The following is a 23,924-nucleotide window of genomic DNA, read 5'->3' as shown; positions in this document are numbered from 1 at the left end:
CTATTGTCATGATATGTGGATGCGTTATTGATAAAGAAGGTTGTTTAGGACCCGGAAAAATTTGGTGCAAAAGCAATTATCTGAAAACGATGGAAAACAGATCACAAGATTGATCTTAATTTAGTTTCAGCCAATCTAATCTGTTTGAAGAGGATTTTCTTTTTTTTCCAGACCGGAAACTATGAAATAACAGTTTATGCCTGTGATTCTAAAAAAATGAAAAGGCTTTCGACAGAATTAGTTATAAAGTATCATAGAATTGCCATTTTGAACCTGATTATTGAGATGATATAAATACATTCAGTTTTATCGCTCTGTTTCCGGATGATCCAAATTGAACAACCGGACAATGCGATGAAGATAAGTTCGAATAAATTATCAGGACTTAGCCTGGTGAATATTTGAATCCCGGCATTCCATGGTATTGGACGTTAGCAAGTGAGAGATCAGAGATATCAAAAGAAAGACGATGGTTCCGGATGAATGCATAGAAATGATTTTTCCAATCAAGCGATTAAAGTAAATTGTGAACCCAATGCTGTGGAATGATGGATCGTTCTGCTTGATTAGGATAATCCAGATGAGTTATATTTTATTTCCAGCCTGCTTTCTTTCTCCATTCAATATAATCAGGGTTTTCATTTTCAAGGCGTTCTATTGCTTCTGATGGCGGAATCTTATCAATGTCTTCGCCGGAGAGGGCAGGCAGGTTATGTTTCAGTCTTAATTCATTTAATTTCGTTTTCCGGATAACAGGATAGATCGTTCCGTCGGCATTCAGCTGAGTGCCGTACTTTTGAGGTTTTCCCTGAAAAAAAAGAATTCTATCAAGGAGGTATGCAAGATTTCTTGCCTCCAGGTCGTCCGCACTTTCGAGCATCAGATTATAGCTGTCTTTCATAAATTCAGGTTCACCTATAGAATGCTGAATGATCAGCCAGGCTGCATTACTGGCTTCTCTGCCAACTTTAGAGATGGTAGGAAACCCGATTTCAGAAATAATATTCCGCAGCTCTCCGGCATTTTTCCGGTGTACTTTTTCCATTTCAGGATGATAGCCTTTTTCAAGTCTGTTTTGTTCCATTAATTTTTCTCTTACAGACAGGTCATATTCCGCAAGTTGTATTAATTTTACTGAAAACTTATTTTCCATTTTTTAGTTCTGTGGTTTTTGGTTGGACATCAGAAATCACCTAAAATTAAAATGAATGTTCGTAATTAGTAATAACTTAGTTTTTAACGGTTTATATGTCATTGACTGATGATGTAAGTGTTATGGTTAAAACGGACATCCATAAAAATTAAAATACTTTTTTTATCATAAAAAAGGAAATTCTGTTCCGTTGAAATTTCTTTTAAAATTAACTTGTAAGTTTAAAAGTAACCCTGAGAGTATAATCAAAATCTATGGGTTTACCATTTAAAGATGCAGGATTCCATTTCGGCATTTTTTTGATTAACCTCTGAACTTCCTCTTCACATCCGTAACCAAGTTTTCTTATAAATTCATTTAATTTTGGAGTGCCGTCTTTTGCTATATCAAGCTTTACGACCAGGACACCCTGTATATTATTGTCAACTGCTTTTGGAGGATATTTCAGATTCTTTGATATAAAAAGATTAAGTGCTGCCTGTCCACCTTTAAAATCAGGTTGAAAATCAGGTTTTATTTTTTCGGTTTTTCCATTATAGTCAGCGATCATAATAGAATAGCCTGCTTCCTGATCACCGGTTTTTGAGATGTCGGTCGTCTTTACTTCCTGAGCATTGATGATGGAAGTACCGGTCATTATGATCAGACAGACCAGGCTGATTTTCTTAATAATATTCATGGTTGGATTATTTTTCACTAAGATACTTTTATAATTCTGACCGGACTCTCGAATCAAAAATAATATCAGGAAAATCATAGTTTTGGCTCTGTTTTTTTCTGAAATCATATTTATCATCGGCAGACAGGCGATTTTACGCTAAGGTGATAATATATCCCGGAGATTTGAGATTTTTGTTTACCTTGCCCACCGAAATAAAACAGATAATAATATGAAAACAAGAATTTTCAGCTTCCTGATAATGGTGCTGCTGATCAATAATGTACTTGCACAGTCTCAGACCAGATATGATACGCTGTCAGTTGGAGATATAAAGCAGGTAGTCTCTTACAGCGGCATCCAAGATGCTCCGTTGATTCTTTTTTTACATGGCGGTCCGGGAAGTTCAAGGATGAAACAGGCTGATATTTTCTCTGCTGATCTTCAGAAAAAATTCATGGTGGTTCAGTGGGATCAGAGAGGAGCCGGCAGAACAGCCGCTTTAAATCAATCCCCGGTTCCTGTAACATTGCAATTAATGGAAAATGATACCTATGAAATCATTAAAATACTTTTAAAAAAATTCAGTCAGAAGAAATTATATCTCGTGGGAGAATCATGGGGAACGGTTCTGGGTTTCAGGATGGCAGAAAAACATCCGGAATTGTTGAATGCGTATATTGCTTTCAGCCCGGTGATCAATCAGACGAAGAGCGAACAGATGCTTCTTGATCAGTTAAAACTTCAGGCAAAATCAGAATCGGATACAAAAGCTCAGGAGGAACTGAACATGGTTAAAATTCCTTTTACGGATTACGAGCAGATGTACTATCTTCGAAAATGGATGTTCAGCTATGATGGGCACCCGTTTGCGGAAAAAGATCTTCCACTCCTGAAACAGTTTATGGAGGATTGGTCAAAAACATGGATGCCGACCTGGAATGAAGTAATGCAAAAGAATCTTTTCAGAGAACTTCCCAAAATCAATTGTCCCGTGTATTTCTTTTTGGGAAAAAAAGATCGACAGACAAATTTCAATGTTTCAAAAGAATATTTCGAAAGTTTAAAAGCTCCAAGAAAAAATATTTTCATATTTGAGAACGCGGGACATTCTGTATTAACAGAAGAAGCCGGGCAGGTTCAAAAAATAATCATCAATGAAATTTTAGAAAAACCATAATGGAAATTCAGTATACTGTTTAAGCTGAGAATATGATGATATTTTTTTCAGAATAATTCTTAAGCTGTATATCTGAACATGAAATTTCATCTTTCGTAAAAATAAATTTTAAAAGGTGTCCGGGATTTTTTGGACACCTTTTTTTCCCAGTTTCAGGAATATCCGCATTCAGCGGGAGTAAATGAAGACCCTGTAACAGGTTCATAACTGAATGATTTTCCACATCATAAATTTTTCTCAGGTGAAAAGCCAGAGAAAGTAGATCCGATGTCCTTTACCGCACTTTTGTACAGTCAGGATGCTCTCCATATTTTGTCATTATAGCACTTCCCATTTAAAGAATTAGATAAAATAATCTGGCTCCGGAATATTCTTTTATATTTAACGCAACAAAGTTGCTTTATTTGTGTTTTTATATTTACTTTTGCAACAGAGTTACTATAACAGATTTAAAATAAAACTTTATGAAATCGAATGTTCTTGATGTAATAGGAGGTTCAGCAGCTGTATTATGCCTTATTCACTGTATTGCTTTTCCTATATTAATGATTTTTCCTTTCGGGATCTCGCACAATCCTTATATTGATTTGGTATTTTTATCAATCGGTACCGTTGTGGTTTACCGGGTTACGAGAAAAAATACCACAAAATGGCTGAATATTTTTCTTTGGTTATCTGTTGCTTTAATAACAGTTTCTGTGATGAGTGATCTTATTTTTGAAGTTCATCTGCCACTGATCTATGTGGGTGCTTTGGGGCTTATTGCCGGACATGTTATCAATTTTAAAAGCCATAAGCATTAACCGATATGAAAAACAGTACAGGAAAATTGCCGGTGACGGTTCTCAGTGGATTTTTAGGAGCAGGAAAAACAACACTTTTAAATCATATTCTTCATAACAAAGAAGGTTTAAAGGTAGCGGTTATTGTCAATGATATGAGTGAAGTAAATATTGATGCCCGGCTTGTTGAAAATCAGAATACCTTATCACGAACTGAAGAAAAACTTGTAGAACTGAGTAACGGCTGTATCTGCTGCACCCTGAGGGAAGATTTGATGATAGAAGTGGAAAAACTGGCAGCAGAAAAGCGTTTTGATTATTTGATTATTGAAAGCACCGGAATCAGCGAACCTATTCCTGTTGCTCAGACTTTTTCATATATTGATGAAGAAAGCGGAATTGATCTTTCAAGGTTCAGCTATGTGGATACGATGGTGACTGTCGTGGACAGCTTTAATTTTATTAAAGATTTCGGATCAAATGAATTCCTAACGGACAGGAAGCTTACCAATATTGAAGGTGATCACAGAACGATCGTCAATCTTCTGATTGACCAGATCGAATTTGCAGATGTTATTATACTCAATAAAACAGATATGGTAGATTCGGAAGAAGTTGATTTTCTCAATGCAGCGATAAAGAAATTAAATCCCGGAGCTAAAATCATAAAATCAGAATTCGGAAATGCAGACCCTAAAGAAATATTGAATACCGGACTTTTTGATTTTGAAAATGCTCAATATGCTGCAGGCTGGCAAAAGGAACTGCAGTCAGAAAATCATACCCCTGAAACCGAAGAATATGGTATTGGCTCTTTTGTATTCAGAAATAAAAGACCATTCCATCCTTTGCGGCTATGGAAATTTCTGAACGAGGATTATCCTCAGGGATCACTTCGTGCAAAAGGTCTGTTCTGGCTTGCATCAAGACCTGATGATGCACTGAATTATTCCCAGGCAGGAGGCTCTTTCAGACTAGAAAAAGCGGGAGTTTGGTGGTGCAGTATGCCAATGAAATATAGAATTGAGCATGATTACTTTATCCGGAATCAAAAAAATATTGAAGAAAACTGGGATGCGAAATGGGGAGACAGGATAAATGAGTTGGTTTTTATCGGTCAGGATTTAGACAGGGAAAAAATAACAGCTGATCTGGAATACTGTCTGATCCAGAATGAGGAAGAAAAATATATAGTTGAAAATGAAAGGTTTACAGATCCTTTCCCCCAAAACATATAAGCTGTTAAGATTTGTGCTTCACATTGAAAACCTAAATGATTACATCAAATGGACAGACGTAAATTTTTAAAGGGAACCGCCCTGTTATCCGGTGCATTGACATTAAACCCAGGGGATCTGTTTCCGGCTCAGAATAGATTGTCTCAGAACAAAAATAAAAAAGCTAAAAATATTATATTCCTGATCAGTGACGGAATGAGTTCCGGAACATTGACGATGGCAGACCTGTACTCCCAAAATATATTGGGAAGAAAAGGAAAATGGATCAGTTTGTACAGGGAAAATATGGTCTCCCAGGCGTTGATGGATACTGCATCAGCAAGTTCCATCGTGACAGACTCTGCTGCAGCCAGTTCAGCTTTCGGAGGTGGTTTCAGGGTGAAGAACGGGATGCTGAATGTTGGTCTGAACGGAGAGCTCCATGTACCAATCTGGCAAAAGTTCATGAAAGCCGGTAAAAAAGCCGGCTGTGTAACGACAGTGAGTATTACTCATGCGACCCCTGCCGGATTTTGTGTCAACTCTAACAGCAGAAATGCAGAAAATGAAATAGCAGAAATGTATTCCCAAATCGGATTGGATGTAATGATGGGAGGAGGAGATGAGTTCTTCAATCCTTTAAAAAGGAAAGATCGTAAAGATATTTATAGTCTGTATGAACAGAAAGGTTATCAAATCCTTAAAAAAGGAGAAGATCTGAAAAGCATAAAATCAGGAAAAAAAATTTTGGGAGTATTCAATACCGGAGCTTTGCCTTATTCTGTTGACAGGGAAAATATCACGGAATTACAAGTCACACCCTCATTAGCTGAAATGACCCGTAATGCCATTAACCAAATGAAGGATCATCCTGAAGGTTTTGTTTTACAGGTTGAAGGCGGTAAAGTAGATTGGGCGGCACATGCCAATGATATCAGCGCATTGCTTCATGATCAGATCGCTTTTGAAGAGGCGGTGGAAGCGGCAGTGGATTTTGCTCAGAAAGATGGAAATACATTGGTGATCATAACAACTGACCATGGTAATGCAAATCCCGGAACGATGTATGGAGAAAATGCAACTCAGAAATTTAACAGCATTTCAGATTACAAATACAGTAACGAATATATTCTCAATTCGATCCACTCTGATTTCAGTCTTCAGCTGGCGAGAGACTGGATCTATGAAACCAATAAAATAAAACTGACTGATGATGAAGTCAGCTATCTGATGAGTTTTTACACAGGGCTTGAAAAAGAGGAAAAAGGGCTGTATAATTATAAAAAGCTTCCATTCAGGGCTTATTCCGAAATTCAGAAAAAACATAATTCTGTGGGTTGGATCAGCATGGATCATTCCGGAGATTATGTAGAACTCGCCATGTTTGGTCCCGGAAGTGAACTTCTTAAACCCTATATGAAAAACACAGACTTACATTATTTAATGCTGCAGGCTGCTCATTTTCAATAAGAACAGGCTTTCTTGGATTTTACTGTCTGAAAAAAATAGTTCAGGAAAAAGCATGTGTTTCCTGAACTATAAGTTATACAGTTAACTGCAGGCTGACTGCTTAATGTTCGTGCCCTCCTGTATTATTCAGTTTTGCATTGACAAAGTAGGCTCCTCTGATCACTATTTTTGTATTGGCGGGAATTTCTTTGACAAAGGTGACGGCAGTATATCCCATGTCTGATACCCCTTTCAGCACTTCTGTTTTTTCAAAACTTACACTGCCTTTCTCTTCCTCATGTTCTGTTGCTTCTATTGTACTTTCTTCCTTGGATTGATGCTGATGATCATCAGTTTTTCTGCCGGTCTGAAAGAAAATATAGTATTTTCCATCTGCATTCACAATCGCATCGTCAGGTACTGCGGGTGTAGTTACCTGATCAAGGCTGACGATTCCCGTGATATTCATTCCATCTATTAATCCTGCTTTGTTTCCGGTGACTGTACAGTGAACAGAAACTGTTTTGCTTTCATTTTCGAAAGATGAACCGATACTGTAAACTTTTGCATCATATTCAGTTTCAGGATTATTGGTTAATTTAAAATGAACGGTTTGTCCTGTTTTCATCTTTGGAAGATCTTTCTCAAAAACCTGCATGTCCAGATGCAGGGATCCGTTATCAATAATCTCAGCAACCGGAGAAGAAATATCAACATAGCTGCCTATCTGTGCAGAAATGGTACTGATCGTCCCATTGATCGGAGATTTGATCATAAGGCCGGACTTTAAATTTGCATTATTGACCTGAGCAGGATTGATCCCCATGATCTGAAGCTGTCTCTGAAGAGAAGACCTCTGTGTTTTTAACGTTCTGAGCTCTGCATCTGAACTCTGCAGGTTTTTTTTGGCACCCGCATCGTTATCATAAAGTTCTTTCTGTCTCCTGTATTCCTGTTCGGCAAAAGACAGTCTGCTTTTAACCGTCAGATACTGCTCCTGCAGCTGAATGTATTCAGGATTACTGATCGATGCGATTACCTGTCCTTTTTTGACAAAATCACCGATTTGTACGTTAAGGGTTTTTATAATTCCTCCATACATGGATGTTACGGCAGCTTTATTATTGTTCGGAACTCTCAGTGCTCCATTGGCTTTAATCGTGGAGGTGAGCTCTTTCATTTCAACAGTGCCTAAAGATATCCCGACAGTTTTGATCTGTTCCTCACTTAAAGTAGCAATGATTGGTAAGGTTTCCTCATGCCGGTCTTCTTTTTTTTCTGTTTTGTCGGTTTCACCGCCTTCAGATGAAGAGTCTTTTTTTCCGCAGCTGATAATAAAAAGAAATGTCAGTATGATGAGAATGATATGATATTTGATCTTCATTTTATTGATTGATTATAGAATTAATGGTAATGACAGATTCATTGACCTGCTGAATGGTTTCCAGGTATTTCAGGTAGATCCGGGTTGCGGTCTGCAATGCAAAAAGATATTCAACATAAGAAATTTCTCCGGTTTTATAACCTAGCTGACCGGCCTTCACAATTTTATCAGCATTAGGGATTGCCTGATTAACATAGTAATCATATTGCAGAATATTCTGCTGATATTGGTTAAACGTATTTTCCAGCTGAGCCTCCAGTTGTTTCTGCAGATATCTGGCATTGGATTCTGCTGTCTGTTTCTGATATTCCAGAGATTGAATCCTCGCTTTTGTTGCTCCGAAAGTCAGAGGAATTGCGATTCCAACTTTGCCGTAATGAAACCTGTTTCCGGAGTTAAAAAACCGTTCCTGCTGATTAACGGTCTGAAAACCGGTTAGTGACTGGTTGGTATATCCCAGGTTAAACTCAGGGAGACCCTGCGATCTTTCTACACGCTTCGTCTTCTCTGCGATTTCCATATCTTGGTAAAAAGCCAGGACCGTAGGATGGCTGGAAACAGATGAACGGTCTAATACGGATTCTGTTTTCAGTGGTTCAAATTTTTTATTGATCGGAACCCGGATGTCATCGGAGATATTTAAGAGCGTCTTTAAACTTTTATAAGCATTATTCAGGTAAACCTTATTCTGCGTCAGCAAAAGATTAATTTCCCCTTTTTCAGTTTCTGCCGTATTGATTTCTATTTTTTTTATATCACCTGCTTTAAATCTTACGGTAGCAATACGGATAAAGTCCTGATAAAGACTGTCCAGATTTTGAAGCTGGGATTGATTGTACTGAAGATATTCGATCTGGTAATAATAGGTTCTGACCTGCTTTAAGAGTTCATTAACTGAAATTTCCCTGTTGATCTGCTTTGCTTTGATCTCTTCATTAATAAGATTTTTCCTCGCTTTAAAAAGAGTGGGAAAAGGAATGTTCTGTGAGATCGAAAATGACTGGTCAAAATTCCGGCTGTTGTATTGCCCCAGCTGAGCATCAAAATTAAATTTTGGTAATTCTTTTGATGTCGGCAGGAGAGCTTCAGAAGTTTTGATATCCAGATCTTTAGATCTGATCGATATATTATTGCTTACGGCCAGTTCAGCAGCAACTTCTACGGATAACATCCTGGTAGTTTGCGCACTGTAAGTCTGTCCTGCCATCAGTAAAAACAATATCGCAATGGGCGTTATACGGGGTATTCTGATATTTTTTCTTCGGATTTTTGTATTAAAAATAACATAGAGCATAGGTAGTACAAAAAGGGTAAGGAAAGTGGCAGTAATCAGTCCGCCTATCACGACTGTTGCGAGAGGCTTCTGCACTTCTGCACCTGCACCGGTGGAAATTGCCATAGGCAAAAATCCCAGTGAGGCTACAGCGGCAGTCATCAGTACAGGACGGAGTCTCACTCTGGTGCCTTCAGATACCCGCTTAAGAATATCTTTTTCACCGTCTTTTTCAAGCTGATTAAACGTTCCAATCAATACGATTCCATTGAGAACAGCAACTCCGAATAAAGCAATGAACCCGATTCCGGCACTGATGCTGAACGGCATATCTCTCACAGTCAAAGCGAAAACCCCTCCGATGGCACTCATCGGAATAGCCGTAAAGATTAATACAGCCTGCTTAAAAGACCGGAATGTGAAGTACAGCAGTATAAAAATAAGGATCAGAGAGGCAGGAACTGCAATCATCAGTCGCTTGCTTGCGGCCTGTAAGTTTTCAAACTGTCCGCCATAAGTAAAATAATATCCCGATGGAAGCCTGACCTTCTGTTCAAGTTGAGCCTGAATATCTTCTACAACACTCTTCACATCACGGCCTTTTACATTAAAACCGATGACAATCCTGCGCTTCCCTTCATCGCGGCTGATTTGTGCAGGCCCCAGTTTGTAATTGACATCAGCCACCTGCGATAGAGGAATCTGATTACCGGAATCTGTTGCGATCATGAGATTACTGACATCATCAATATCTGTTCTGTACAAACTGTCCAGACGGACGACCAGATCAAATCTTCTCTCATTTTCAAAAATCTGTCCCGCTTTTTTACCTGCAAATGCAGTGCTTACGACATTGTTAACATCCTCAATGGTTAATCCGTAATTGGCCATTCTGGTTCGGTTATACTCAATGTTAATCTGTGGCAGTCCACTGATCTTCTCAATTTGAGGAGATGTTGCTCCCTCAACACTCTGGATGACTTTACCGGCTTTATCTGCATAGATAGCAAGCGAGTCCAGATTTTCTCCGAAAATTTTCACTGCTACATCCTGACGGATCCCTGTCATCAATTCATTAAAGCGCATTTGTATAGGCTGGTTCTTCTCAAAGAATACACCAGGAATCGATTCGAGTTTTTCTGAAATTTCATCCGCTAAAACATTATATGACTTTTGAGATTTCCATTCCTTCTGCGGCTTCAGTACAATAATCAGATCGGTGGCTTCAGGCGGCATTGGATCAGTAGGAACTTCTGCAGATCCCGTTTTTCCTACCACCATTTTTACTTCGTCAAATTCTTTGATAATTCTTGAGGCCTGCATTGAGGTCTCTATACTCTGGGAAAGTGAACTTCCCTGCGGAAGAATACAGTGAAAAGCAAAATCTCCTTCCTGCAATTGAGGAATGAATTCACCGCCCATTTTGCTGAATACGAATATACTTACAGCAAATACCGCAACCGTAGCCGAAACGATAATAACCTTAATTCTGAGTGCTTTCTGCAACAGCGGTTGATACAGGTTCTGCAGTTTATTCATCAGTTTATCTGAAAAGCTTTCTTTATGAGAGATCTTTTTAGATAAAAACAAAGCGCTCATCATCGGAATATAAGTAAGAGATAAGATCAGTGCTCCTACGATAGCAAACCCTACTGTTTTTGCCATAGGCGTAAACATCTTGCCTTCTACACCGGATAAGGTGAGTATCGGAATATAGACAATCAGAATGATGATTTCTCCGAAGGCTGCGCTGTTTCTTATTTTTGATGCTGAAAGGAAAACCTCCTCATCCATTTCAGCCTGTGTAAGTGTATGTATTGATTTTCTGAGTCCCAGATGATGAAGGGTGGCTTCAACAATAATAACTGCACCGTCTACGATCAGACCGAAGTCAATTGCTCCCAGACTCATCAGGTTGGCGCTTACTCCAAAAACATTCATCATCCCCAACGCAAAAAGCAGGGACAGCGGTATTGCCGATGCCACGATTAATCCCGCTCTGAAATTCCCTAAGAAGATAACCAGAACAAAGATGACAATCAATGCGCCTTCAATAAGATTTTTTTCAACGGTACTAATAGCCCTGTCTACCAGATCAGTTCTGTCCAGAAACGGCTCAATCATCACATCTTCAGGTAATGATTTCTGGATCGTCGGGATTTTATCTTTAATGCTTTTGACAACTTCATTGCTGTTCGAACCTTTCAGCATCATGACAATACCGCCTACAGCGTCCACTTTCCCGTTAAAAGTCATAGCACCGTATCGTACGGCACTCCCAAAACGTACCTCAGCAACATCTTTTATAAAGATGGGAAGGCTTCCCGTACTGTTCTTCACTGCGATATTTTTAATATCCTCCAGGGAAGTTGCAATACCAATACCGCGGATAAAATAAGCATTCGGCTTTTTGTCGATGTAGGCACCACCTGTGTTTTCATTGTTTTTTTCCAGCGAAATGAAAAGATCACTGATACTGATCCCCATTGCCCTGAGGCGGCTGGGATCAACAGCAACTTCATACTGTTTAAGTTCTCCTCCGAAGCTGTTGATTTCTGCTACACCGGGTGTTCCGTTCAGCTGTCTTCGCACGATCCAGTCCTGCATGGAGCGAAGTTCGCGGGTTGTGTATTTTTTTTCACTTCCTTTTTTGGGATGGAGAATGTATTGATAAACCTCTCCTAAACCCGTGCTTACCGGCGACATTTCAGGAGTTCCGGTACCTGCAGGTATTTCTTCCGCTGCTTCTTTTAATTTTTCATTAATAAGCTGACGGGCAAAATAAACATCTATATTCTCTTTGAAAACTACAGTAATGACAGAGAGTCCGAATCTTGAAATACTCCGTACTTCCTCAATATCAGGAATATTAGCAATGCTTTGTTCAATAGGGAAGGTGACCAGCTGCTCAACTTCCTGTCCTGCTAAAGTAGGACAGGAAGTGATAATCTGAACCTGGTTATTGGTGATATCCGGTACAGCATCAACAGGTAATTTTGATGCACTCCAGACTCCCCATACGATCAGTAACAAAGTCATTATACCAATGACAATCTTGTTCCTGATACTGAATTTTATAATGGTATCTAACACGTGATAATATTTTTAATTTTTATTGATTGATAAACACTGAATATCACATCTGAATTCGATGAGGTTTACAGGTTACAAAAATGACTGAAAAGACCATGCAATCATATTGCAGAGTATCCTCTAAAGTTTTGATGAAAAAAAATCATCAGATCAATAAAAATTAAATTTTTGGCGGTTGCCAGATACCATAGATGAAATCCAGTTCTATTGAAGAATGAAGATCATTAATCCTGTCGTTATATTGTGAAGGACTACAGCTCAGCTGAAAAGCAGGGTATACAGGTGCAGTGGTGTGAATGCCGCAACATGCGCAGATACAAAAGGGAGAGCATAAATCATTATGCTTACTGTCTTCTTTTTGATTATGGCTGGTAACTTTTGTTTCAGAAGAAGATACATCAGAACCTGAATCACTGCATGGCATAGTAATCAGAAAGACAAGAAACAGAGATAGCAGGAGTCCGAATAACTTCACAGAACAAAGCTATGAAATTATTTCTACAATGGAGATAAAATTGCAAAATGCCTATTGACGTGACAGGAACAAACTGTTAATCTTTTGTTTCGTTATGGTCGTAATCCAATAATTCATATGGCTGTACTCCCAATCCTTTCGCTAAATCTAAAATAGTGGTGAATTCCGGATTTCTTTTTCCGTTTTCGATTTCACTGATTGTTGCTTTGGTTAATGTTGAACTGTTTGCCACAACTTTATCCTGACTCAGGTTTTTATTTTTTCTGAGATTGCGTATGTGATTTCCAAACTGCGCCAATGCTTTGTTTTTTTCAGTCATATTAAATTTATTTATGCAAAAGGCGGAAATTTTCATAAATTAAATGTTATAAGAACTTGTAACAATTTAGAATATGTACTATATTCGTAAAATATTTCAGACAATATAAATAGAAGCTAATTAAGATTTTACTGTCGAAAATTGATAGATCATTAAAGTGTCATACAAAACTTATTGACATGTACGTTCTGTAAACAAGATGATTACATAGGCGTTGAAAAATAATATATTATTTCTTAAAGATTAATTCTTTTTTTATTAGTTTTCTGATGATGTATTGTTTTTGAAAATTACTTTGTTGAAGAAGCAAAATTTTAATTTTGCTTAATTAAAACACAAATCTGATATGAAAAAATCCTGTAGTAGACTAGGCATCATTTTCTTTTTCCTTATTTCCTTTATTACAGCAGTATGGGCCCGTACCTGCACCAAGGTTTTTACTTCAGTAAATAGGTTTCATGCTGAAAATGTTTTGCAGAAATATATTGGACGTGTCAATATTCGTAACAGTCATCATAACTGCAGGCAATCCCTGATCACTATCACTGGAAAGAAAAATTCTTACGTATCTTCAAAAACACCCAAAAACAACTGTTCAGATCCGGTAAATACTAAACTGTCAATTTATGATAATTGTACAGGAAGGGATTCATACACTGATTTTCACCTCTCTTTAAAAGATGATTATGCTGTTAATCAGAAACAGCGTGGTCCTCCTCGTCATATATTATGATAGAAAAAATGGTAAAACTTATCTCTGCACTACTAGCTGCACTGTTAAGCTCATTAAATTAAAGTTAAACACAATCTCATGTATAAAATATTACGAACATTTTACAGGTGTATTTCAGCGGCTTCATTCATCTTGTGGTCTGCCAGTGCACTTTCACAGACTCCGGGAGGAGTTCAGGGAATCTCGGTAGATTATTGGCTGAGGGGAGATGAGGTTTCGGCCATATTACCTGATGACGGTGCAGATGTAACCATTTGGAAAGACAGATCTCCTAATGCACGAAATTTCAGCAATACAGAAGCAAATCCTTTCTTTCCAAAGTTTATAAAATCTGCAATGAATTATCATTCGGCCGTGAATTTCTATATGCTGAGTCCTGCAGAAGGCGGCCCCAGTGTAGTCAATAACCGCAGAAGAAAATTATTGTCTGATACTGAATTTGTACCTGATGCTGCAAGATCGTATTTCGTGATCTGGATATCCAGGCTGGATAGTGAAAACTCGGCATCAAGTGCATCTGTATTTGGCCTGAATTCAGGCTCAGGCTCAGGCAATACGAATGGTAATCAGTATGGCTGGACGAATGCAGGAAGGTTATGGCACCGCACAAGGGGAACCGCTTATACTCATAATAATTTAACAGAAAGAAATTATGGAATAGGAGTGGCAGTTCTGCCTAATAACACAATAAATCCTCAGCAGCAGTATCTGAATGCTCTCGCAAGTACAACCAATATGGTCGGGCGTACTTGGGGTATCAACAGCGGTCAAAGCGTCATCGGAACAACGGCAACAGAAACAGGATCTCAAAATTATTTTTTTGGTGAAGTAATGGAAGTCATTGTAATGTCTAAACAGGGTACAGGAAACATTTTAACTGTCGATGAGTTGAAAAAGATAAATTCGCACCTTGCTATAAAATACGGCATTACCCTGAATGAATCTCAGAAAGAATATATTCTTTCTGACGGTACAGCAGTATACAACAGCAGTGATAACGGGTATAATCAGTACAGCAGGGATGTTTTCGGAATTGTACGTGATGATGCAAGTGGATTATACCAAAAGCAGTCGATGAGTACGGATAATCCTGCTTTAACGGTCTCTTTAGGTATTCTTGCAGATACTAATGCAGAAAATACTTCGACAATGGCGGATAAAAGTGCCTTGATGTTTGGAGCCACAGGAGAAACAGGAAATGCATCCTATACTTACAATGTAGGGACATCTTTCCAGAATTATACGCTTCAGACTGTCACTGATCCGGTTACAGGAGTGGTCATAACGGAAAAGTTAACTTCAATTTTCAGCAATAAACTTAGAGCCAAAACGACTGGTCAATCGTCTTTTACCGTCAATGCCAGACCAGGTCAGGGTGAGTGGATTTTGATAAGTTCTGACCCGGAATTTTTACCTTCAAATACAAGAATTTACAAAGTGGAAGACGGCAGAGTGGAAAATCTGGTGATCAATGACGGAGATTATATAGGTTTTGCTTTCTACCTAAAAGCCCCAGGTGGGGTTACCAATGGTCTGAGAATGTGGCTGAATGCCTCGCAGGAAAATACCATTACACTCAACAGTGCCGGAGAGTTGGTCAACTGGAGCGATAATGCAGGATTCGGAGCCACTTATTTTCAGAGAAATGCAACAGGAAATAATAGGGGTGCTCCATTATTTTTACAATGTGATGAACGTACAAATTTCCATCCTACCCCTTTGTTCAGGAAGTGGCAGGATGCTCTGATAACCAATAAAGCTCCTTTTTCGGTCGCAGACCCTGCGAATTCATCATTGTATGCAGTTGTTAATCATAATCTCAACAGTTCTGACAGAATTTATTTTATAGGATTTGGGGCTACTACGGCTCAAACCAATGGAAGAAGACCTTCTTTCGGAGTATTCAGAGGCTCAGGTACCAATCTATCTCGAGGATATGGAAGGATCGGATCCACAGGCCTCAGTAACAGCTCAACATTTTTATTCAATTCCGGGGCAACTACGATAGCTGGTTTTCACTGGACGAGGGGCAACAGTATAACCTTCGATTTTGATGCCTACGAAAATACCGTCAATCATACATCCAGTGTTGCTGTGATGAACGGTCCCGGAATGCTGGGTTTAGGAAGTTCGTCCAATTCTTATTATCTTAATGGAATTATGCCGGAAGTTATTGCTTATGAAAGTCTGCTTTCTGCTGATGAGAGACATAAGATTAATGCTTATCTCGGATTAAAATACGCACTGACAGCAGATTTAGATAAAACTTCCCCTTTTGTTAATTTTAATTTTTTACTTTCAGACAATACTTCTGTATGGAATGGTGATGACAGTATTCATCAAAGTTATCATCATAATGTCGCATCTGTTATCCGGGATCAGGATGCCGAGCTGTACAACAGGCAGTCAAGATCTACCGATACCGGAGCGATTGTACACATGGGGATCGGTTCAAGATTAGGGTGTGATGCAATTCTCGGAGAAATTATCAATGATAAAACAGCAGTTACCTGGGGACATAATGACGGATCTCTTGCGGTCCTTTCTCTCATCGGCAATCAGGATATATGTGGGGCACTGGATTCCCGTATCGAAGGTAGAGTATGGCTTGCAGATAACACCAATTTTGATCAGAAAATGATAGTAAGTGCCTATGGTTCTCTATTTCCGTATAATAGCGCAAATTATCAGGTATTTTTATTGATTGCAGACAGTGCTACAAAATTAGCTGCTAATCAGTGGGATCAGATCATTCCTATGACATTTGCAGATAATAAACATATTGCCAACTATAAATTTGCCAATAAATACACCTATTTTACCTTTGGCGCCAAACTCGTGGGAAGCTGTGATGGATGTAGGTTTGATGGATTAAAATCACTGGACTTTTCAAGAGGAAACTGGCCGGTAAGAGGAGAACTGGGACCAAAGGATTTTAGTTTGGGAAATGATTTCAATGTGGCTGTAACCGTTGAAGATCCTGATAACAGAATGACAGTCGGTTATCCTAGATCATCCTCTCAGAGAACGTTGAGGGAGAGAAGAAGCGGGACTGAAGCAGTTACTACAAAAGTTGTTTTTACCGATGATGTCGGGGCATCCGTTGCGGCGGCAGTATCTTTTGAATTGTATGATATTGACCGTACGGGAAGCAGACCGGATGACATTCAGGTTATCGGTTACTGTAATGGTTCACCAGTGTATCCAAAACTAAGTTATACCTTTAACAGGCCTCAAAGAAGCCGCTACACTATAGGAGTCGATGGTAAAGCAACAGCTAAACCTATAGGAACCCAGTTTAATGGAAATTCAGAATACACTGATCGAAGAGGAAGGGTTTTCGTTGATTTTGAAAATGCAGTACAGGAAGTACATATTGTTTACAAAACAGTAAGTACGCTTCCAAACTTAACAACCTATATAGGCGTAGGCCCCATGGAATTCTACTGTCCGCAGCCACTGCCTGCACCTGATGAAGAAGGTTTAATTTTTACAAAACAGGGACCTCAGGAGATCAAATTATGTGAAGTAGTAGACTATACTTTCCGTGCAGTCAATATCAACTGTGCAGAGAAAGAGGTGACTTTTCAGGATACATTGCCTGATGGTATGGTTTGGGTAAACAATTCGTTCTCAGCATCAGGAATTGACTTCGATGATTCTAATATCAGTGGTTACGGCACACAGACAATTACCGTTTCAGGCTTGCTGGTTCCGGGTGGTGGAAGCAGCTATATATTCCGTGCAAGCGCAGTTTTCAACAATAGTGCACTGGAAGGAGTCTATCAGAATCAGGCTTTCCTGAGCTATGACAGATTAGGAACAGCTGTTATTTTATCAAGTTCAGACCGACTCACAGGAAACGCATTTACAGAAACGGCCGCAACAGTTTCTGAAAGACCCGAGCAGGTCATAACCTCAATGACAATGAATAAAAGTTGTTTCAGGTTAGACGGCGAAATCGAAGTTACCCTGAATATTAATAATCTAAATACTTTCAGTATTTCCGAAATGCTGCTTTCACTGGATTATAACAGTGAGGTGTTTACTGTTTTGCCAAACAGTTTCCAAACCTCATCAGGACTTACATTACCTAATGATACAGGAGAAGTGGGAAGTATGGAATTTGACAATTTTACACTTCCGGAAGGTACACATTGGATAAGATTCAAGGTGAAAGCATCAGGAAATATAGCAGATTATGAAATTAATCCTGTTACTTTTACTCCTGGTGATGTCAGTTTCGGGTATGACCTGAACAGCGAATCTTCAGATGACTGTTTGTCTTCAGCAACAGCAAATGCAAATGGAACTATTGATCTTTCATTCTGCAGCTCGTGTACAAAACCTTCTGTTGGTGGTATTGCCCAACGTTCAAAAACAGGGATTTCAGTCATGAAAGAAAAAACTGATGGATGGCCGGAAAATGTTCCTAACGGATATCTTGTCCTGGAAGCAGGTACAAAAGGAATGGTTCTTACCAGAACTACACCAGCCCTGATCGGAGCATCCTATTGGATAAAAGGAATGATTATATTTGATATCAGTGATAACAAAAAATGTGTCAGTATATATAACGGCAAGCAATGGAAATGTATCGAACGTTCCTGTAATGATTAATTGCATTCCCCTGCTGTTAAAAACAGCAGGGGAATTCTAACTTCAAAAATTATAACAATTATGAAAAAAATAATGTTGACGGCGGGTATGTTATTCACATGCGTTGTATCAGCGCAGGTAGCCATAGGAAAAGATTCTGTAGAGATTAAAGGGATCTTGGATTTTGGAAGTGATAATGACAAAGGAATTATCCTGCCGATCGCAGAAATATCAGAAACGGTTACCTATGCCAACGGTTCTATGCTGATGGATAAAAATGATCTCAAAGTAAAAGTATTCCAGGAAAATGGCTGGCTTGAATTAAGTGAAGAAGGGAGTATAGCGGTACAGTTTGATGAAAGTAACAATCCATTAAGTACTGCTGCAGTTTTCAACGAAAGCGAAGAAACAGGTGAAGGGGTTATTATAGGAGAGGTAGACGGTAATGGAAATACTTCTTCAGGAGCATCAGGTGTTCTGGTACTTGAATCAGATGATAAAGCACTTATTTTACCAAATGTAGCCAGCCCCCACATAACGGTGAAATCACCGGTTGCAGGAACATTATGCTATGATACAGATTCAGATTCTTTAGCGGTTTTTGATGGTAAAGTATGGAACTACTGGAAATAGATTATTCCAAACAATCTGACTGTTCCCGGATTTTTAGTAAAAAGAGGCTGCCCTTACTTTTCGGGAGCCTCTTTTTTTTGAGGAGAGCTGTAGAGATTTCTCAATATTTTATTTCTGTAAACAACTTTTCCTGCTTTTCAAATGCCTGAAGGCTTTAACGATATGAAAAAATATACACTAATTTCAGGTAATCACCTTCAGCAAATCTCACGAAAAATGAAAAGTGATTACTCTGAATTTTAAAACAGTTGTATGATTCAGCAATAGGTAGACTTTAACACAATAGGCTATATTAATTTTTTATTTTACAGTATTTTCACATTTAAACTTTAAGAAAGCATAAATTTTATTTTATTAACGCATATTTACAACATTATTGAATCCAACTTGATTTTTACTTGTGAGCGAATATGAAATATTTCAGATATTGTTTATCATAAAGATAAAACGAGTATATATGATTTAATATTATTGGACTTTTGTCATCTTAGCCTCTCTTTAATGATTTAAAATTTTCGCACTCATTTAAATACATCACTTGGGGAAATATTTTTTCAGTTTGAAAATTTTTAGGTCTGATATTTGTATATTCAGTTCAAACTCAATGACCGCTATTGATCTATGAAAAAATTATTTTTAAAACAATCATTCTTTTACACTTTTCTCTTTATGTTATTACTTACAGCATGTAAGAAAGATAACGGAAAAATTGACAGTCAGTCACAGGAGACTTCCTCAGGAACACTGCCAAACGGAGAAAAATCCGATTCTACTGTAACAAAAACTGAAATTAAAGAATCTGTACCGCCCGCGGTACAGGAAAATGGTTTTTATAATGCATTGGCATTACCTAAGGATAAGAAGAAGAGAGATTCCGTTTATGCGGGTTTCAGTAAAAAATATTCAGAAAAAGAACGGTATGCAATTCTTGCGCTCAACAGATTAGATTCCAAGAGTAAGTTTAATTCAGATACACTGGTAATTCCAGTGAAAATTGATACTACGCTGATGGCGTATTCACCATTTCCAATGCAGCTTGATGTTTTGAGTGAGGTGAAAAAATTTGTTGTTTTCTCCTATCCGATTCAGGCCTATGCAGTGTATTCCAATGGTACTTTAGTAAAGTGGGGACCAACAAGCATGGGAAAAAAATCTGCTCAGACGACAAGAGGATTAATGTTTGCCAACTGGAAAAAGAAATTAGCGATTTCAACAGTAAAAAGCGAATGGAAACTCCCATATAATTTCAATATTCACAATACCCATGGGATCGGATGGCATCAATATGACCTTCCGGGTTATCCGGCGTCACATTCATGCCTGAGATTGTTGATGAAAGATGCAGTCTGGCTGTACAGCTATGCGGATACATGGATTTTAAATCCAGGAGGCGCTACTACAAAAGCAAACGGCACCCCTGTCATTGTTTTTGGAGATTACCCGTGGGGGAAAAGAAAGCCATGGAGAAAGCTTTTAACTGATCCGAATGCCAATAATATTTCTGTAGAAGAAATGACTAATCTTGTTAAGCCTCACGTTGAAAAAATGATGAAAGAACAGACCAACAGGGAAAAGGTTTCAGATTCTATAAAAGCAGCAAAATCAATGGAAATTACTGCTCCTGCAGAAGAATCTGAAGGTGCCAATTAAATTTTCTTTTCGAACTGCAGCGTAGATTCCTCTGCAAATTTTCTGAGTTTGAGCATTTCTTCTTTAGCTTTTATCTGCCCGATTCTTGCAGCTGCATATGTTGCTGCAATACAGAACAACATGACAAATGATGCATTCAGAGCCCATGGATATTCAAAACTTTTGATTTGTTTTTCTACATAATACATGGTGAAAAATGTCATCCATAGAATCGAAAAAAGAAAGTAAAGAAACATAAAAAAGGTCCATACTCCGGAACTCGGTCCGAAAACACCTCTGATAACTGTATGTTCATCTTCAATTTCTGTACGCAGTGAAAGTTGGGGCTGCCAGTATTGTTCGTATTCAGTTTCTACACAGATTGTAGCCATTTCCTTATTGATATTTCCTGAAAATTCACCTTTGTGCTCAGCAAGGTATTTTTTAAGATTTTCGGCATACATTTCTTTACTCAAATGTGTATACATCTTGAATCTTGGACGGTTTCTAATTTTGTCTAATGTTGTTTCTTCTGTTTGCATGTTATTCTTGATAAGGGATGGGATCTTCCAGTGTAAAGCTGATGCGAAGTTCCTGATTTTTTCTCATAATTACCATATTTATTATTCTGCCTTCGTCAGATTTCATCATATCCATTATTTTCTGCAGGGTCATGTCAGCTGTTTTTTTTCCGTTAATAAATAATAGCTGATCCCCTTTTTGTAATCCGGCTTTGTCAGACGGTGAATCTTTTCTTACACCGGCAATCGAAAATAAAGGTTTTAAAACAAACTTATACTGTACTGTATTACTTATTACAGTAGATTCTCCAAGACGCTCTTCTTTTTTTTTGCTCTCAAGATTTATCAAATCCTTTTCCCACTGCATTCCGTCCTGCTGAAAATCCAGTCCGCTCATATTAAAATGAAAAGGGTCATTATAATTCCTGTTTTTCTTTAAATATAATTTTTGATTGGGATAATCAAAAACAGCTGTAAATCTTCTGAGGATATCACCGCCTACTGATCCTTTCCTTTCGCCGACGAGACTTACATACTGAATCGAAAATTCGTCAGGCATTGCAGTCAGCGGTTTTTGAAATGTAAAACTACCAAGATGAAAATTATGGATACGGCTTCTTTTTCCAAATATATCCCCATTAAAGCCTCTTCCAAGATAATCATCAATATTAGGACGATTGTAGGTGAAATTTTTAATCAAGGCAGGGAAGAGCCAGATAGCATCACTGTTTCCGAGATCAACTAAAAGTTTTGAATTTTTTTTAGTATTCGTCATTTCTATGTCAGCAAAAATATAAGGTTTATTCCGTTCGACGGAAATGGCTAATTCCTCAAATTTTTTAATTCTTTTCAGGAATGACCGACCATGATGATAAACCGTTATTTTCTTTGAAGCATAGTCTATAACAACAGGGTAGTTCTTAAAAAAATGATAACCGATAATTCCATTGACAGGAATGCCGACATGGGAAGAAATATTAAAATCCTGATCAAGAATGATATAGAGTGTAAAAGATGTATTGATAAAATTTTCACCGATTTTTCCGATGTTATGATCAGATTTAAATCCCTCAATACTTGTATTTCCTCCGAGTCCTGAAAATTTCATTTTTTCCAGAGGGGAAAGTCGCAGTTCTTTATTTTCGAGACTGAAAATAGTTGTTTCAGCAACACCTGTGTCCAGTAAAAAGGTAAGTTCTGCGCCATTTACCGTGATCGGTATAAAAATTAAATTATTAATGAGTCTGAAAGGAATTACTGCTTTTTCTGCATTTGTTATCTCAAAACTATTCTGAGCATTCCCGGAAAAGCTTAAGATGAAAAATAAAAAGATAAGAGTCAGTTTCATCTACTGAAATTACAGAAATAAAACTTAAAGAATAAAAAAAACATTCTCAAATTGTTGAGAATGTTTGTAGTAAATTAGTAAATGTCTTTATTTTGAAAAGAATTCCATCAAATCAATATAGTTTTTCTGATTGACACCATGGCCGCTCATATACTCTCTAAAAGTAAAGTAGCAGCTTAAGTCATACAGGAGATCTGCGGCTTTTCGTCCCCATTCCATCGGTATAATGGCATCATCGGTACCGTGAGAAACAAAAAACCGGAGTCTTTCAAGTCTTTTCTTATCTTTTACAATATCGGTAAGTAATTTTTCTTCTGGATAACTGCTCAGGCAGGCTACATAATTAAAAAGATCAGGATATTTTAAAGCTAAACTGTAACATAATATTCCACCCTGGCTGAAGCCGCAAAGATGAGTCTTGTTGTCTGTAAGTCCATACCTGTTGGTAATAGCCATAATATTCTCTAAAACATTTTCCAATGCCTCTTTTGCCTGATTGATATTGATAAATTCTTCAGGATTATTAAAATCAATGTCAAACCATGAATATCCATCAAATTCTGTGGGTCTGGGAGCTCTGAAACTTACAAGGATCCAGTCAGCAGGCAGACTTTCCCTGAAACTGAAAAGATCCTGTTCATTACTTCCGTAACCGTGAAGCAAAAATAGCACAGGAGTCTGAGGGGTTATATGTTCCGGTTCTCTTACGATGTAATCTAAATTCATATATTAAGAATCTGTTATTTAATTAATAAAATGGCTGTCCTGATTTTTTTAAATGAGAAGCAAATCGATTTAGACAGCAAAGATAATTAATAATGATTGATTAAAATTCACAAATAGTCACTAAGCGTAATCAGAAATATAAGAGTAAAATCACTTATCATCCTTTTGTTGATTTGCTATTAATTGTAAATTTTTGTTGGAAAATTTTCATAAAACATATTTTATATTGATAAAAATCCTATATTTGAAACATTAAAAATCTATTTGGAAAAATGAAGCAAATTTACAAATCAAAAAGTTTACATAGACTTTCATTTTTAGTAGTCGCATTATTTTCAGTCGTATCTGTTATGAATTCTTGTAAAGATGATGACGAAGAAGAGTTTCAGGAACGCCTTGTCAAGTTTGAAGCTAAACTTGTAAAAGGAACGGGAACAGCAGCGCCTGCTTTTAAAACTATTGTAACGCAGGTTGGAGTGAGCCAAAATACTATTTTTAATTCTCCAGGAACCCTTTGGTCAAGCGATGAGTTTTTTGTGAATTCAAGTCAGTCTCAGCTTAACCTGGATGCCAATGCAGAACTTACCAATGCAGACTCTCAATTGATCGTTACTTTATATATTGACGGTGTGGTTGCAAAATCTGATACAGCTAAGGGAGCAGGAACAAAAGATGCCTCTATTGATTATAGCTTTTTGGAGTTGTAATTAAATAAATATAATCATAAAAAAACCGCCTTGTGGCGGTTTTTT

Annotated in this window: 17 protein-coding genes; 8 read left to right on the top strand and 9 right to left on the bottom strand. The window is 37.8% G+C overall.

Going from position 1 to position 23,924, the window contains the following annotated elements; all coding sequences use genetic code 11:
* Positions 1-592 precede the first annotated feature (592 nt).
* Together AC2A07_RS11855 and AC2A07_RS11850 are read right to left on the bottom strand one after the other, a co-directional pair.
* The gene (locus tag AC2A07_RS11855) at positions 593-1,153 is read right to left on the bottom strand and encodes a DUF6624 domain-containing protein (RefSeq protein ID WP_484050581.1); all 561 of its coding nucleotides are present in this window, start codon (positions 1,151-1,153) and stop codon (positions 593-595) included.
* A gap of 208 nt (positions 1,154-1,361) precedes the next feature.
* Positions 1,362-1,850, bottom strand: coding sequence for an energy transducer TonB (locus AC2A07_RS11850; RefSeq protein WP_484050580.1), 489 nt, complete (start codon positions 1,848-1,850; stop codon positions 1,362-1,364).
* Positions 1,851-2,043: 193 nt separating this feature from the next.
* Between AC2A07_RS11850 and AC2A07_RS11845 the strand changes: the two genes are divergently transcribed.
* The 4 genes from AC2A07_RS11845 (at position 2,044) to AC2A07_RS11830 (ending at position 6,460) form a co-directional block, all read left to right on the top strand.
* Complete coding sequence (locus AC2A07_RS11845; RefSeq protein ID WP_484050579.1) at positions 2,044-2,991, top strand: alpha/beta fold hydrolase; 948 nt, start codon at positions 2,044-2,046, stop codon at positions 2,989-2,991.
* Between the two features lie 464 nt (positions 2,992-3,455).
* Entirely contained in the window at positions 3,456-3,794 is a 339-nt protein-coding gene (locus tag AC2A07_RS11840) for a MerC domain-containing protein (RefSeq protein WP_484050578.1), read from the top strand.
* Between the two features lie 5 nt (positions 3,795-3,799).
* The gene (locus AC2A07_RS11835; protein WP_484050577.1) at positions 3,800-5,011 is read left to right on the top strand and encodes a GTP-binding protein; all 1,212 of its coding nucleotides are present in this window, start codon (positions 3,800-3,802) and stop codon (positions 5,009-5,011) included.
* A 48-nt stretch (positions 5,012-5,059) separates the two neighbouring features.
* Entirely contained in the window at positions 5,060-6,460 is a 1,401-nt protein-coding gene (locus tag AC2A07_RS11830) for an alkaline phosphatase (RefSeq protein WP_484050576.1), read from the top strand.
* Positions 6,461-6,560: 100 nt separating this feature from the next.
* On the opposite strand, the gene AC2A07_RS11825 is transcribed toward AC2A07_RS11830, so the two are convergent.
* The 4 genes from AC2A07_RS11825 to AC2A07_RS11810 all read right to left on the bottom strand — a co-directional run bounded on the left by AC2A07_RS11825 (position 6,561) and on the right by AC2A07_RS11810 (position 12,983).
* The gene (locus AC2A07_RS11825) at positions 6,561-7,823 is read right to left on the bottom strand and encodes an efflux RND transporter periplasmic adaptor subunit (RefSeq protein WP_484050575.1); all 1,263 of its coding nucleotides are present in this window, start codon (positions 7,821-7,823) and stop codon (positions 6,561-6,563) included.
* A gap of 1 nt (position 7,824) precedes the next feature.
* Positions 7,825-12,189 (bottom strand): CusA/CzcA family heavy metal efflux RND transporter, encoded by a 4,365-nt coding sequence (locus AC2A07_RS11820; protein WP_484050574.1) that lies wholly within the window; start codon positions 12,187-12,189, stop codon positions 7,825-7,827.
* A 160-nt stretch (positions 12,190-12,349) separates the two neighbouring features.
* Positions 12,350-12,664: a DUF6660 family protein gene (locus AC2A07_RS11815; protein WP_484050573.1), complete on the bottom strand. Its 315-nt coding sequence runs from the start codon at positions 12,662-12,664 to the stop codon at positions 12,350-12,352.
* Between the two features lie 76 nt (positions 12,665-12,740).
* Positions 12,741-12,983, bottom strand: coding sequence for a helix-turn-helix domain-containing protein (locus tag AC2A07_RS11810; RefSeq protein WP_314495838.1), 243 nt, complete (start codon positions 12,981-12,983; stop codon positions 12,741-12,743).
* Between the two features lie 811 nt (positions 12,984-13,794).
* Here AC2A07_RS11810 and AC2A07_RS11805 point away from each other — a divergent pair.
* The 3 genes from AC2A07_RS11805 (at position 13,795) to AC2A07_RS11795 (ending at position 20,598) form a co-directional block, all read left to right on the top strand.
* Entirely contained in the window at positions 13,795-18,336 is a 4,542-nt protein-coding gene (locus AC2A07_RS11805) for a DUF8202 domain-containing protein (protein ID WP_484050572.1), read from the top strand.
* 60 nt (positions 18,337-18,396) lie between these two features.
* Complete coding sequence (locus AC2A07_RS11800) at positions 18,397-18,948, top strand: hypothetical protein (RefSeq protein ID WP_484050571.1); 552 nt, start codon at positions 18,397-18,399, stop codon at positions 18,946-18,948.
* Between the two features lie 669 nt (positions 18,949-19,617).
* Positions 19,618-20,598, top strand: a complete 981-nt coding sequence (locus AC2A07_RS11795) for a L,D-transpeptidase (protein WP_484050570.1) — start codon at positions 19,618-19,620, stop codon at positions 20,596-20,598.
* On the opposite strand, the gene AC2A07_RS11790 is transcribed toward AC2A07_RS11795, so the two are convergent.
* From AC2A07_RS11790 to AC2A07_RS11780, 3 genes are all read right to left on the bottom strand, one after another.
* Entirely contained in the window at positions 20,595-21,119 is a 525-nt protein-coding gene (locus AC2A07_RS11790; RefSeq protein WP_484050569.1) for a hypothetical protein, read from the bottom strand. The genes AC2A07_RS11795 and AC2A07_RS11790 overlap by 4 nt on opposite strands.
* Before the next feature lies 1 nt (position 21,120).
* A complete protein-coding gene (locus AC2A07_RS11785; RefSeq protein ID WP_484050568.1) occupies positions 21,121-22,446 on the bottom strand; it encodes a PDZ domain-containing protein in 1,326 nt (441 codons plus the stop codon).
* Between the two features lie 87 nt (positions 22,447-22,533).
* Positions 22,534-23,172 (bottom strand): alpha/beta hydrolase, encoded by a 639-nt coding sequence (locus tag AC2A07_RS11780; RefSeq protein ID WP_484050567.1) that lies wholly within the window; start codon positions 23,170-23,172, stop codon positions 22,534-22,536.
* A 272-nt stretch (positions 23,173-23,444) separates the two neighbouring features.
* Between AC2A07_RS11780 and AC2A07_RS11775 the strand changes: the two genes are divergently transcribed.
* Entirely contained in the window at positions 23,445-23,879 is a 435-nt protein-coding gene (locus AC2A07_RS11775) for a hypothetical protein (RefSeq protein WP_314495820.1), read from the top strand.
* Positions 23,880-23,924: the final 45 nt, after the last annotated feature.

Source organism: Chryseobacterium sp. HNCC26DJ238, assembly GCF_057180465.1.
Note: the sequence above shows the minus strand (reverse complement) of the source record. Positions and strands in the feature narration are given on the sequence as shown.